This is a genomic window from Formosa sp. A9 (assembly GCF_051200825.1).
Taxonomy (GTDB): Bacteria; Bacteroidota; Bacteroidia; order Flavobacteriales; family Flavobacteriaceae; genus Formosa.
This window is the reverse complement of the sequence record NZ_CP195158.1, coordinates 3292802-3306240: the sequence shown is the minus strand read 5'-3', so window position 1 is coordinate 3306240 and position 13439 is coordinate 3292802. Positions and strand designations below refer to the sequence as shown.

Genomic DNA, 13439 nt, shown 5'->3' with positions numbered 1-13439 from the left:
ATTAAATGACTTTAGCTTCGTTGTGAAGTAGCGTAATTAATTCATCTAAATTATCTGGAGATACTAAAGTAACAGCGCCTTTTGGAGCCGGTTTCTCGAATTTCACCGATACAGTTTCTGTTGAAGCTTCTACGGGTTCTAATACGGTTAATGGTTTTTTACGAGCCATCATAATACCACGCATATTCGGAATACGTAAATCGCTTTCTTCAACAATACCTTTTTGGGTACCGATAACTAAAGGCAGTGTTGTAGACACTGTTTCTTTTCCGCCATCTATTTCTCTTACCGCTTTAGCATTAGTGCCATCTACTTCTAAATCAATACAAGTGTTTACAAAATTAGCGTTGGTAAGTGCTGCTAACATGCCTGGTACCATGCCGCCATTGTAATCTATAGATTCGCGTCCGGCTATTACTAAATCGTAACCGCCGTCTTGTACTACTTTGGCTAGTTGCTCGGCTACAGCATAGCCGTCTGTAGCTTCGGTGTTTACTCGAATTGCGGTGTCTGCACCAATGGCTAATGCTTTGCGTAGTGTAGGTTCGGTTTCTGGGCCGCCTACGTTTACTACATCTACACTAGCGCCTTGTTTTTCTTTAAACCACATGGCTCTGGTTAAACCAAATTCGTCGTTTGGATTAATGATGTATTGTACACCATTAGTGTCGAATTTCGTATCGCCATCGGTAAAGTTTATTTTTGAAGTCGTGTCGGGAACATGACTTATGCATACTAAAATTTTCATAGTTATGTTTGTTATAAAAGTATAAAGTTATCTTGGTTACGAAGTTATTGAATTATTTTTTAATTTTACTATGCATGCATAGTAAATATTTTGTATTTTCTTGATTTTTTGATTTCTGAAAACCCTCGAAAATTGAATTAACAATGTGCGCTTCAATAAAGTTTAAGTATAAATATTATTGAAGCTTCATAAAGAAAACTAAACATTCTAACCAAGAATTACAGAAAAGTAAAAGTAAGGAACGTGCTACATTTTTTAGCTTTGTTTAGAAATAACAAAACTTGTTAAAATTTTAAAAAATCTTTTATAGAAAGTTTTTCAATTATTGTTATTTTTGCTGTTCTTATAAATAATGATACATGAAAACAATTCAATTCAGAGAAGCAGTTTGCGAAGCCATGAGCGAAGAAATGCGCAGAGATGAGAGCATTTTTTTAATGGGTGAGGAAGTTGCAGAATACAATGGTGCTTACAAGGCATCTAAGGGCATGTTAGACGAGTTTGGTGCAAAACGTGTTATAGATACACCTATTGCAGAGTTAGGATTTGCTGGTATAGCCGTAGGTTCTACCATGACAGGTAATAGACCGATTGTAGAATTTATGACCTTTAACTTCTCGTTAGTTGGAATTGATCAGATTATAAATAACGCTGCAAAAATCAGACAAATGTCTGGCGGGCAATTTAAATGTCCAATTGTATTTCGTGGGCCAACAGCATCTGCTGGACAGTTAGGAGCAACACACTCGCAAGCTTTCGAGAGTTGGTTTGCCAATACACCAGGTCTTAAAGTAGTTGTGCCATCTAACCCTTACGATGCTAAAGGACTTTTAAAAGCTGCTATTCGTGATGACGATCCTGTAATTTTTATGGAAAGCGAGCAAATGTATGGAGATAAAGGTGAAGTTCCTGAAGGAGAATACACAATTCCGTTAGGCGTTGCAGATATTAAACGCGAAGGAAAAGATGTTACTATAGTATCTTTTGGTAAAATCATTAAAGAAGCTTACAAGGCTGCCGACGAGTTAGAAAAAGAAGGCATTTCTTGCGAGATTATAGACTTACGTACCGTGCGCCCAATGGATCACGATGCCATTCTGAAATCGGTTAAAAAAACAAACCGCTTAGTCATTTTAGAAGAAGCTTGGCCTTTTGGAAACGTATCTACAGAAATTACCTACCAAGTACAAGCACAAGCTTTCGATTATTTAGATGCTCCTATAGTAAAAATTAATACCGCCGATACTCCAGCACCATATTCTCCTGTATTGTTAGAAGAATGGTTACCTAATAGTAACGATGTTGTTAAAGCTGTAAAAAAAGTACTATACAAGTAAAATATATTTTTTGTACTATTAAAACTTCATCAACATAATTTCTTGCTGATGAAGTTTTTTTTTAACTATGAATTTTAGACTTAGCCTCATATTCTTCCTGTTCGGATGCCTATCTACACTAGCTCAAACCAAAGTTAGCGGCTATGTCTACGACGAAAATAAAGATCCTGTAGCTTTCGCGAATGTTATTTTTAAAGGGTCGTCGCAAGGTACAATTACTAACGAAGATGGCCGTTTTTACATGGAATCTGATGCGGTTTGGGAGTATTTAACCGTATCGTTTGTCGGGTATCATACCGAAGATCTTGCCTTAAAACGCGGTGCCAATTATAATCTTGAGGTCGTTTTAAAAGAGGAAGCTGCCGAATTAGATCAGGTGGTTATTGTTTCGGGAAAACAGCCTAAAAAAAACAATCCTGCAATAGATATTCTGCGTAAAATTTGGGAACACAAACGCCGTAACGGTCTCAGAAAATTCGATCATTACGAATACGATAAATACGAAAAAATTGAATTCGATTTAAATACCATAGACAGTACCCTTACCAAAAATAGAATATTTAAGGGTATGGAATTTATTTTTGAAGAAGTCGACACCTCTAATGTTACAGGTAAAACGTATTTGCCAATATTTATTAACGAATCTGCAAGTAAGGTTTACGGCGATAATCGTAATAGCAGAGAGCGCGAAGAATTAAAGGGTAATAAAATGTCGGGGTTTAGTAACAATCAGTTTATTTTAGATTTTATTAAAGACCTGTATTCGCAATACGATGTATACGACAATTATCTTAAATTTTTCGAAAAAAGTTTTGTGAGCCCACTCTCAAAAACTGGTATAAATACCTATAATTATGTATTGGCCGATAGTGCATTTATAGAAAACAAATGGTGTTATAACATAATATATTACCCACGACGAAAAAACGAACTCACTTTTAAAGGCGATTTTTGGGTGAACGACACAACTTTTGCTATTAAAAAAATTAATATGCAGGCCTCTAAAAGTGCCAATATAAACTGGGTAAAAGAGATTTACATAGAGCAGGAGTTCGATGTGCTAAACGATTCGCTTTTTCTTATTAAGCGCGATTATTTTATGTCGGATTTTGCCTTCAGAAAGAAAGAAGAAGCACGAGGGGTGTACGGAAAGCGAACAACATTATACGATAATTATGTGTTCGATAAACCTCGGGAAGAGCATTTTTATAAGGAAGAGGTGTTTGATTATAACGAAGAGACCTATAACAGAGACGATGCCTTTTGGGAAGCTAATCGTATGGAAGACTTAAGTAAAGATGAAAAAGGAGTGTACAAAATGCTCGATACTTTGCAAACGGTTAGTAAATTTAAAATGCTATATGGTGCCGCCACAATTTTAGCATCGGGGTATATAGAAATTGATAAATGGAATATAGATTACGGTTCCATTTATTCAACTTTTGGGTTTAATGAAGTAGAAGGAATTCGTGTGCGTGGAGGCGGACGTACGTATTTTGGCCCCAACGACCCATGGCGACTTGAAGGTTTTGTGGCCTATGGTTTTAAAGACCAAAAAGTGAAATATGGTATTTCAGGAAAATGGTTGCTCGACAAAGAAAATCGGTTTATCATTTCAGGAGGGCATCGCAAAGATATCGAACAGATAGGTGCTAGTTTAACCACATCTACAGATGTTTTAGGGAGAAGTTTAGCATCATCGGCATTATTTGCCAAAGGTACAAACGATAAATTATCGCATATAGAACTTACTAGTTTGGCGTTCGAGCTAGAGCCTGTAAAAAACGTTGTATTTAGGCTGGGAGCAGATTATAGAACATTAAGTTCGGCATCGCCAACGTTTAATTTAGATTATTATACAGACGATTCGTATACCGAAATCGCATCAGAACTACAACAGTTCGAAACGGCCTTGTCTGTAACGTGTTTCCCCAATAGGCGTATGACGGGGTTTGGTGTAGAACGGGCAAGGGCAAACGATAATTTTGCAACCCTATTTGCACAGATTAGTATTGGCGAGAAGAATTTGTTACAAAGCGATTTCGATTATACTAAGGTTCAGTTTTCTTACACCCAACCTTGGCAATTGGGTGGTTTTGGTAGACTGTTAACCACCATAGAGGCAGGAAAGACTTTTGGAGAAGTGCCTTTGGGTTTGTTAAGTGTTATTCCGGGAAACCAAGCGTATTTCTCAATCTATAATACCTTTTCGCAATTAAATTTTTACGAATTTATTACAGATACCTATGCTTCTGCACATTTAGAGCATAATTTTAATGGTCGGTTATTTGCTCGAATCCCGTTGCTTCGTAAATTAAACCTTAGGGAAATTATAGGAATTAGAGGGGTTTGGGGCGATATTTCTGAAAAAAACATCGCATTAAATGCCTCTAATATTACGTATCGTGCGCCAACAGATAAAGTTTATTACGAGTATAGTTTTGGTATAGGTAATATTTTTAAAGTGTTTAGAATCGATTTTAATTTTAGGGGTAATTATCTCGAAAATCCAGACGCCAGAGATTTTGGGGTAACAGGCACATTTGGTTTTTATTTTTAAACCAACTTAAAAAAATGGTATAATCTTCAGCCTAGAAATATACTCAGTATTATCTAATCATTATTTTAACAAATCAATTAACATTTAAGTTGTCTAAAAGTAAAGGGTTCAGTATTTTTGCTCCTTTTAAAATTGTAATTTATGAGCCCAAAAGGACAAAAGACCTTCGATGTTTTAATAGAAATTCCAAAAGGAAGTAGAAATAAATATGAATACGATTTCGAATTGAATAAAATTCGTTTCGACCGTATGTTATTCTCTTCTATGATGTATCCGGCAGATTACGGATTTATTCCAGAAACTTTAGCTTTAGATAGCGATCCACTAGATGTATTGGTGTTAGGTAGCGAACCTACATTTCCAATGTGCGTAATGGAGGTGAAGCCTATAGGCGTATTCCATATGACTGACGAAAAAGGACCAGACGAAAAGATTGTATGTGTTCCTGTATCAGATCCTATTTGGAATAAATTAGAGGATTTATCAGATATGAATCCGCATTTAAAAGAAGAAATCACTCACTTCTTTCAAGTGTACAAAGATTTAGAAAAGAAAAAAGTAGATGTAGGCGGTTGGGGCGATGCTAAAGAAGCTTACGAAATTCTAGATAAATGTGTAGAGCGTTACGAAAATAGCGAACACAAAGCCAAAGGAAACTATACCATTTAAGTATAAAATCTTTAAAATATTACAAAACCCTTTTTGCTCTAATCAAGAAGGGTTTTTTATTTCTGTCTGATTTTGTTACATTTAGGAGATTAATAACTAACCTAATTGATATAATATGGAATCAAACATGATTTTTGTCCCAATGGTACTCGCAGTACTTGGTTTACTGTTTATGTTCTCTAAAATGGCATGGGTAAAAAAACAATCGCCAGGTAGCGATAAAATGCAAGGTATATCTAAAGCCATAAAAGAAGGAGCACTTGCCTTTTTAAATGCCGAATACAAACTGCTCTTAATTTTTGTAATAATAGCCTCAATAGCTTTATTTGGTATTTCCATAGTGGTAAAAACCACAAGTTGGATGATTGTACCTGCATTTATTATTGGTGCTATCTTTTCGGCACTTGCAGGAAATGTGGGCATGCGCATCGCTACCGAAGCCAATACACGAACAGCCGAAGCAGCCAAAACCAGCCTGCCGCAAGCCTTAAAAGTGTCGTTTGGTGGTGGTACCGTTATGGGGCTTGGCGTAGCTGGATTAGCCGTTTTTGGCTTAAGTTTTCTGTTTTTCATCTTTATAAAATTATTTATTGTAGGCTCAGGGTCTTTTTATGATGAAATGACAATGGCCTTAGAAACCCTTGCAGGATTTTCTTTAGGAGCCGAATCTATAGCACTATTTGCCCGTGTAGGTGGCGGTATTTATACAAAGGCAGCCGATGTCGGTGCCGATTTGGTAGGGAAGGTTGAAGCTGGTATTCCTGAAGACGATCCTAGGAACCCAGCAACTATAGCTGATAATGTTGGTGATAATGTTGGTGATGTTGCAGGCATGGGAGCCGATTTGTTCGGGTCTTATGTGGCCACGGTATTGGCGGCAATGGTATTGGGAAATTATCTGATTAAAGATATGTCTACCTTAGGGACATATACCGATAGTTTTAATAATATGGGGCCTATTCTCTTACCCATCGTTATTGCTGGAGTTGGTATTCTGGCTTCAATAATTGGAACTTTTTTAGTGAAAATATCAAGTAATAATGCCAAGGAACCCCAAGTTCAAAAAGCTTTAGATACGGGTAACTGGGTAGCTATAGTGTTAACACTTATTGCTAGTTATGTGCTTATTCAATACATGTTGCCAAAAACATTGCACATGAAATTTTTTGGCGAGGGTTATGTCAATATCCCGTCAATGCATGTGTTTTGGGCATCTTGTATTGGTTTGGCTGTAGGTGCATTAATTTCTATGGTAACAGCATATTATACCAGCTTGGGTAAAAAACCAGTGTTAGACATTGTTACTAATAGTTCTACAGGTGCTGCAACAAATATTATTGCAGGACTTGCCGTAGGTATGAAATCTACATTTTTATCTGTAATATTGTTTGCAGCTGCAATATATGGCTCTTACGAATTAGCTGGTTTTTATGGTGTAGCTTTAGCAGCTTCGGCCATGATGGCAACAACTGCAATGCAATTGGCGATTGATGCCTTTGGTCCTATAGCCGATAATGCTGGTGGTGTTGCCGAAATGAGTGAATTAGATCCAGAAGTACGCGAGCGTACAGATATTTTAGATTCTGTGGGGAATACCACTGCAGCGGTTGGTAAGGGTTTCGCCATTGCTTCTGCTGCTTTAACGGCTTTGGCATTATTTGCAGCTTATGTTACTTTTACGGGTATAGATGGTATAAATATTTTTAAAGCCGATGTTTTAGCGATGCTGTTTGTAGGCGGTATGATACCTGTTATTTTTTCGGCTTTGGCAATGCAATCGGTAGGTAAAGCAGCCATGGAAATGGTACAAGAAGTACGTAGGCAGTTTAAGGAAATTCCTGGGATTTTAGAAGGTACTGGGCAACCTGATTATGCAAAATGTGTGGCCATTTCTACTAAAGCAGCATTAAAAGAAATGATACTTCCGGGTTTAATAACCATAGTAACCCCAATACTTATTGGATTAATTTTTGGGGCAGAGCCTTTAGGTGGTTATATGGCAGGAGTTTGTGTTAGCGGTGTTATGTGGGCTATTTTTCAAAATAATGCTGGTGGCGCTTGGGATAATGCTAAAAAGTCTTTTGAAGCTGGTGTGGAAATTAACGGAAAAATGGAGTATAAAGGCAGCGATGCGCATAAAGCAGCCGTTACAGGAGATACTGTAGGCGATCCGTTTAAAGATACATCAGGGCCTTCTATGAATATTCTTATAAAACTAACCTGTTTAGTTGGTTTAGTAATTGCTCCTATTCTAGGGGGACATCAAGCAGAAAGTCGATATGCGTCCGAAGCTTCAAAAACCATTCAAGTTGAAGTTGATTCGGATGGCGGTATAGCTAAAGCTATTATTACAACAGAAACAGAAAAAGATGGAGAAATAGTAATTGAAGAACAAATTATTGAAGGTACAGAAGAAGAGGTTAAAGCAGCTTTAGAGGCTATAGATGCAGAACCAGGAGGTGCTTCAGCCATAAAAAGTATAAATATTATTAAAAATAAGCGTTAATTGCTCCGTGCATTTGCGTTAAAAATCATTAAAACTCCGATAAATCATATCGGAGTTTTTTAGTAATATTATACAATTGTACTTCTTATGGATTATGATAAAATCATTATACTCGGTATTTCTTTTGGTTTAGGTATGCTTATTGGGCTTCAGCGCGAAACGACAAAAAATCGAATAGCAGGAGTGCGAACCTTTACCTTAATTGCGATGTTAGGAACCCTTACTGGGTTTGTGGCAGATGTTTTTAATAGTCCGTTGTTTATTGCCACAATTGCTGTTGTATTGGCAGCTTTTCTTGTGATGGCCAATGTAGTTAAAGTAAAAAAGTTGAAAGAGCCAGACATTGGGCAAACTACAGAAGTCGCTGCCATTTTAATGTATAGTATTGGTGTGTATTTGGTGCTGGGCGATAAATTAATTGGGGTGACTGTCGGTGGTTTGTTGGCCATTTTATTGTATGTGAAAGAACATTTACATGGATTTATAGATAAGTTGAAGGATAAAGAATTATCTGCAATAATGACCTTTGTGGGTATTTCTTTAGTTATTTTACCTGTGTTGCCCGACAAAACCTTTGGCCCGTTAGATGTTTTAAACCCAAGAAACATATGGCTTATGGTGGTACTTATTGTAGGTATAAGTGTACTGGGGTATTTTATATACAAATGGTTGGGTAAAAATGCAGGGCTTATTTCTGGAGGTGTTTTAGGAGGGATAATAAGTAGTACGGCAACAACCGTAAGTTTTGCTAGAAAAACCAAAGCAAGTGCCTCTAGTGGTAAACTAGCAACTTTTGTAATATTAGTGGCCATTACTGTGTCATTAATCCGTGTTTTAATAGAAATTTTTGTAATTATACCTGTAAAAGCCAAAGCCATAGTGTTGCCAATACTGGTTCTGTTTGTATTTATGTCTGGGTTATGCGTATTTTTGTTTTATACCATAGGAAAGGATAAAAAAACAAACGAATTACCCGAGCCTAAAAATCCGGCGCAGTTTAAAAGTGCACTTATTTTTGCTGTTATTTATGGTGTTATTTTATTGATAGTGGCCTACACCGAAAAGGAATTTGGTAACCAGGGATTGTATATCGCTTCGGCAATAGGAGGGCTGGCCAATAAAGATGCCATTACGCTGTCGCTGTCTAAAATGATTGCAGGAGGCATTTCTACAACTCTTGGCTGGCGGTTAATTATGACGGCTATAATTTCCAACTTTGTATTTAAAGCAATTATTGCTATGGTAATTGGTAATAAGGTGTTAAAAAAATGGCTTTCTATTTTTATGCTTATTTCTGTGGTTTTTGCACTACTTTTAATCCTGATTTGGCCAGATAATTGGCATTTATAAACGTATAGATATGAATCTTAAATGGTTTGAAAAAGATCCATTACAAATTGTGGCCTTTCAGAGTTATGGTACAGCTACACATTTTTATTTAAGGGGTAGGGCGATAGAAGATGAAACCATAGATTTAGAGCAAAAAGGTCTTTTTAAGCTTTTAATAAATACGTACAAACGTTTTGAAAGTGACGAAATTAAGTATGTTGAAATTAATTTAAGATTACCTAACCAAAAAGTATTAAAAGTTAAAACCGATGCACATGGCTATTTTAAATGCGAAAAAACAGTGCCTGGTTTAGATGTACTAACTAATAACGAAGGTTGGTTGCAGGTTGAAGCTTCGTATAGCGATGTTAATATTAAGCGCACAATAACCAATAGTAACCGGTTTCCTGTAAATGTGCTAATACCTTCAAAACGTGCAGATTTCGGGGTGATAAGCGATATCGACGATACTATTATTCACACTGGTGTGGCATCGGTTTTAAAATGGCGTGTATTAATTAATACATTTTTTAAAAGCGTTTTTAGTAGAATACCTTTAGAAGGTGCTGCAGAATTTTATCACTTACTACATCGTGGAGCCTCTGGCGCCAATGCCAATCCTATATTTTATGTGAGCCATAGTCCGTGGAATTTATACAGGTATTTAGAGCTCTTTTTGAAGCAAAATAACTTTCCAAAGGGGCCAATTTTATTGCGCAGTATGCATTCTATTTTTAAACGAAAAAAACAGAATGAAAAGCCCGAAAAGCAGAAAGAAATTTTAAATATCTTAAAAACCTATCCGCAATTAAATTTTATATTAATTGGCGATAGTGGCGAACACGACGCCGATATTTATATAGAAATTGCCAAGTTGTATCCCGATAGGATTTTAGCGATTTATTTAAGATGCGTTGGTCACGAACATAAAAAGGTAAGGGTAAAAGGCTTGTTTAATGCCTTTAAAACTACCCCTGCTTTACTTATTAATACCAGTGCCGAAGCCATTAAACATGCAAAACGACAGGGGTTTATAAAGTCAGATTAGAATAATCCGTTTATTTCGGCATCTATTCGGTTAATCACATAACCTAAATCTTCGGGATTGTCTACAAAGTTAAGATTGTCTACATCAATAATTAACAGTTTACCACTATCGTAATTATGAATCCAGGCTTCGTAGCGTTCGTTTAACCGACTTAAATAATCGATACTTATAGAATTTTCGTATTCTCGGCCACGCTTTTGTATTTGGCCTACCAAATTAGGAATAGAACTTCTTAGGTAAATTAATAAATCTGGCCCTTGAACAAGCGAGGCCATCAAATCGAAAAGCGATTTGTAGTTTTCGAAATCGCGATTCGTCATTAAACCCATGGCGTGTAGGTTAGGGGCAAAAATGTTGGCGTCTTCGTAAATGGTGCGGTCTTGAACAATATCTTTTCCGCTTTGTCTTATTTGTAAAACCTGTCTAAAACGGCTATTTAAAAAGTACACTTGCAAATTAAAACTCCAACGTTCCATTTGGTTGTAAAAGTCGTCTAAATACGGATTGTCTACAACATCTTCTAATTGCGCTTCCCAATTAAAATGTTTAGCAAGCAGTTTGGTAAGCGTGGTTTTTCCAGCTCCAATATTTCCGGCAATAGCAACGTGCATAGGTTATTTTGTTTTTAAGAGGAATTGATATAGGGTTTCGTTACTGTAAATATACAAGGTTTCGTTGGTTACCAAAAACTGTTTTATTGTTAAATCTGGGATTAGTATGTCTTCAGCCGTAGTTTGGTCTTGTTTTAAAAAGTATAACTGGTTGTTTTTTTGAAGTATTAAATCGTCGTTGGCTAGTACAAACTTATTAAATCCTTCATTTTTAATTTTAAAGACCAACGAGCCCATGTAATTAAATTTATAGATATATGTGTCGGTCAATAGCCAACAATAGTTATAATTACTAATAAGGTCTAATACAGGGTTGTTAATGGGGGTTGTTGTGGTACGTGTGGTATTGTTTTTATAGTCGTAAAGTTCTAGTTGTTGGGTGATGCTGTTAAAAATCCAAAGCGTATTGTCGTAGCCAGCGGTTATAAATTCGGGATCGCGATAAGGTGTTAATTGGTTAAAATCGATTTTATAAATTTCAGCAAGTCGATTGTCTAAAATAACAACCGTATTAAAAGGTTTGTAGAATAAACTCAACTTTAAAGGGTTAAAAGTATTTACTTGTGTTAAATTCCCCAATTGAAGGTTAGAATAGCTGTAAGTTGTGCTAGGGGACTGTTTAATGAGTTCGTTCTGTTTGCAAAAGTATTTTGTATTTAAATTATCGATATCTATTACAGTAGTTGCCTGGAATTGCTCTTTTTTAATGAGTTTAGCGTTTATCTGGGCCAAAGTGTTAAAGCAAAAACAACAGCTTAAAAGTATAAAAGGGTAAAGTTTCATGATAGAAAAGTACAAAATTCCATGTATACTGTTTTATTAAAATTAAAAAAGCGACTCTTTTAAAATTAAAGAATCGCTTTTAATAATTAGTTTTAGGGGAAAACTAGAATTTATTTTTTAACTACCTTAAAATTGGTTACTTCGTTTCTGTCAGACTTGGCAGTTACGATGTACATACCCGAAGCTAATGCCGATAAATCTAATTGTGCATTTTTAGAGTTAGGATTAACCGTCATAACCGTTTTACCTAAAAGGTTATTTACAGTTAAGCTTGTAAGGTTGTGTATGTATTTTACATTTACTACATCTGTAGTTGGGTTAGGGAAAAACGCAAATCCGTTTTTATCAAATTCCGTAACACTTAAAGATGAATCGTCGTAAGCTGCAATTTTAAATTTGCCGTATTGGTGTGCCCAAGGATACACACGAAATAACACCTTGTCGCCAGGGGTTTTATTAGTAAAACGCATGCCGGCAAATTCATGCCCTAATTCTTCGTTTTCGTAAAAAGACTTGTTGCAATATACATCTTGATCATAACCAGGATCACTATAACGGTATGGTTCTAGGGCATCACAAGTGCCAGCTACAAAAGATTGCATGCCCGTATCGTTTAAAAATTGTTCTTCAGCGTCGCTAAAGGCACGGGTTTCTACAATTAAATTTCCAGAGGCAGGTATGGTGGCTGTAAACCAGACATCTTTACCATTTCCGTTTGGCGATACCCATTCGAAAAAATCGCAGTTTGGTCCTATATGGCGTTCTTCTCTTGTTGCCGAAGTGATATCTGCAACTATGGCACTTTTATCAAAATCGCCACCTACAGTTAATTCTATAGCGTTGTCGCAATTATCGTTGCTTGGTGGGGCTGGGGTTTCGTAAGTGCATAAATTAAAATAGGTTACACGCGAGGTATTACCTATAGATACATTTACATAGTAAGTGGTATTGGCTTCTAATGTTACTTTTGCACGATTACCTTCACATCCAACAGCAGTAATATCGTCATCACCATAGCTTATCAGACTTAAGTTTCCTGGTGTACCTTCATAAACACCAACACCTGAAACGGCCGAGTTGTTAATGCGTTCCAAAATAAAAGTGTAATTACTAGTTGCGCTAGGAGTAAAGGTGTACCAAACATCGTCACGATTGCCGTAGCATGCATTTTCTTCCGAAACTGTAGCGCCTATAGCATGTCCGTACATTTGGTTTTCGCATTCACCATAGGTAGATAGTTCCATGGCAATGGCATTTTCAGCTTCATCATTACTAGGAGGTTCTGGTAAAGCAAAAATACAGGCTGCATATTCTGTAGTACTAAATTCACCTGTTATGGACAAGTAATATGTTTTTCCGGCTTCAAAATCCATTTGGGTATATCTTGTAGAACAGCCACTTGTAATAGCTGTTAAATTACTTGCGGAACCTTCATATATAAACAGATTTACACCGCCTATACCTAACTGGTCTACTGCAATAGCATATCTCGCTGTTTTTGCGGGTTGTAATCTATACCATAAGGTTTTAAATTCTTGCTTACCTGGGCAAGTAATCGCTGCCGAAGGCGAAAAGCCCTGGAAGTTTCCAGTTACTTTATTTTCGCATTCGTAAGAGGTCGACTCTTCTAAAAGTGTTGTGTTTGCTTCTGGCTCATCGGTTTGTGCCCATAGGCCATGACAGGCCATGACTAGACCTAAAAGTAGTAGTTTTTTCATTTTTCTCTATTTAATTTCTCTTGCACAAATTTAATATAAAATTAATAATATGAAATTCTGAAATGTTAAAGTCTTGTTTTGTAGGTCGGTACATTATTTTAATGTTGTTTCCTGTAACTATTTGATATTT

Annotated in this window: 10 protein-coding genes; 6 read left to right on the top strand and 4 right to left on the bottom strand. The window is 36.4% G+C overall.

Going from position 1 to position 13439, the window contains the following annotated elements:
• Window position 1: 1 nt before the first annotated feature.
• Complete coding sequence (locus tag ACR9EA_RS14465) at window positions 2-748, bottom strand: electron transfer flavoprotein subunit beta/FixA family protein (RefSeq protein WP_435134569.1); 747 nt, start codon at window positions 746-748, stop codon at window positions 2-4.
• Window positions 749-1107: 359 nt separating this feature from the next.
• On the opposite strand from ACR9EA_RS14465, the gene ACR9EA_RS14460 reads away from it, so the two are divergent.
• From ACR9EA_RS14460 to ACR9EA_RS14435, 6 genes are all read left to right on the top strand, one after another.
• Complete coding sequence (locus tag ACR9EA_RS14460) at window positions 1108-2085, top strand: pyruvate dehydrogenase complex E1 component subunit beta (protein WP_435134566.1); 978 nt, start codon at window positions 1108-1110, stop codon at window positions 2083-2085.
• A 67-nt stretch (window positions 2086-2152) separates the two neighbouring features.
• Entirely contained in the window at window positions 2153-4645 is a 2493-nt protein-coding gene (locus ACR9EA_RS14455) for a DUF5686 family protein (protein ID WP_435134563.1), read from the top strand.
• 141 nt (window positions 4646-4786) lie between these two features.
• Complete coding sequence (locus ACR9EA_RS14450) at window positions 4787-5314, top strand: inorganic diphosphatase (RefSeq protein ID WP_435134560.1); 528 nt, start codon at window positions 4787-4789, stop codon at window positions 5312-5314.
• Between the two features lie 115 nt (window positions 5315-5429).
• Complete coding sequence (locus ACR9EA_RS14445; RefSeq protein ID WP_435134557.1) at window positions 5430-7820, top strand: sodium-translocating pyrophosphatase; 2391 nt, start codon at window positions 5430-5432, stop codon at window positions 7818-7820.
• Between the two features lie 87 nt (window positions 7821-7907).
• Entirely contained in the window at window positions 7908-9170 is a 1263-nt protein-coding gene (locus ACR9EA_RS14440) for an MgtC/SapB family protein (protein WP_435134554.1), read from the top strand.
• 10 nt (window positions 9171-9180) lie between these two features.
• Window positions 9181-10197: an App1 family protein gene (locus tag ACR9EA_RS14435; protein WP_435134551.1), complete on the top strand. Its 1017-nt coding sequence runs from the start codon at window positions 9181-9183 to the stop codon at window positions 10195-10197.
• On the opposite strand, the gene ACR9EA_RS14430 is transcribed toward ACR9EA_RS14435, so the two are convergent.
• From ACR9EA_RS14430 to ACR9EA_RS14420, 3 genes are all read right to left on the bottom strand, one after another.
• Window positions 10194-10808, bottom strand: coding sequence for a deoxynucleoside kinase (locus tag ACR9EA_RS14430; protein WP_435134548.1), 615 nt, complete (start codon window positions 10806-10808; stop codon window positions 10194-10196). The genes ACR9EA_RS14435 and ACR9EA_RS14430 overlap by 4 nt on opposite strands.
• A 3-nt stretch (window positions 10809-10811) precedes the next feature.
• Entirely contained in the window at window positions 10812-11540 is a 729-nt protein-coding gene (locus ACR9EA_RS14425; RefSeq protein ID WP_435134545.1) for a hypothetical protein, read from the bottom strand.
• Window positions 11541-11701: 161 nt separating this feature from the next.
• Window positions 11702-13309: a T9SS type A sorting domain-containing protein gene (locus ACR9EA_RS14420; RefSeq protein ID WP_435134542.1), complete on the bottom strand. Its 1608-nt coding sequence runs from the start codon at window positions 13307-13309 to the stop codon at window positions 11702-11704.
• Window positions 13310-13439: the final 130 nt, after the last annotated feature.

Excerpts from the sequence above, each read along its gene's own strand:
- ACR9EA_RS14465 (WP_435134569.1), bottom strand. The coding sequence starts at position 748 with ATGAAAATTTTAGTATGCATAAGTCATGTTCCCGACACGACTTCAAAA.
- ACR9EA_RS14460 (WP_435134566.1), top strand. The coding sequence starts at position 1,108 with ATGAAAACAATTCAATTCAGAGAAGCAGTTTGCGAAGCCATGAGCGAA.
- ACR9EA_RS14455 (WP_435134563.1), top strand. The coding sequence starts at position 2,153 with ATGAATTTTAGACTTAGCCTCATATTCTTCCTGTTCGGATGCCTATCT.
- ACR9EA_RS14450 (WP_435134560.1), top strand. The coding sequence starts at position 4,787 with ATGAGCCCAAAAGGACAAAAGACCTTCGATGTTTTAATAGAAATTCCA.
- ACR9EA_RS14445 (WP_435134557.1), top strand. The coding sequence starts at position 5,430 with ATGGAATCAAACATGATTTTTGTCCCAATGGTACTCGCAGTACTTGGT.
- ACR9EA_RS14440 (WP_435134554.1), top strand. The coding sequence starts at position 7,908 with ATGGATTATGATAAAATCATTATACTCGGTATTTCTTTTGGTTTAGGT.
- ACR9EA_RS14435 (WP_435134551.1), top strand. The coding sequence starts at position 9,181 with ATGAATCTTAAATGGTTTGAAAAAGATCCATTACAAATTGTGGCCTTT.
- ACR9EA_RS14430 (WP_435134548.1), bottom strand. The coding sequence starts at position 10,808 with ATGCACGTTGCTATTGCCGGAAATATTGGAGCTGGAAAAACCACGCTT.
- ACR9EA_RS14420 (WP_435134542.1), bottom strand. The coding sequence starts at position 13,309 with ATGAAAAAACTACTACTTTTAGGTCTAGTCATGGCCTGTCATGGCCTA.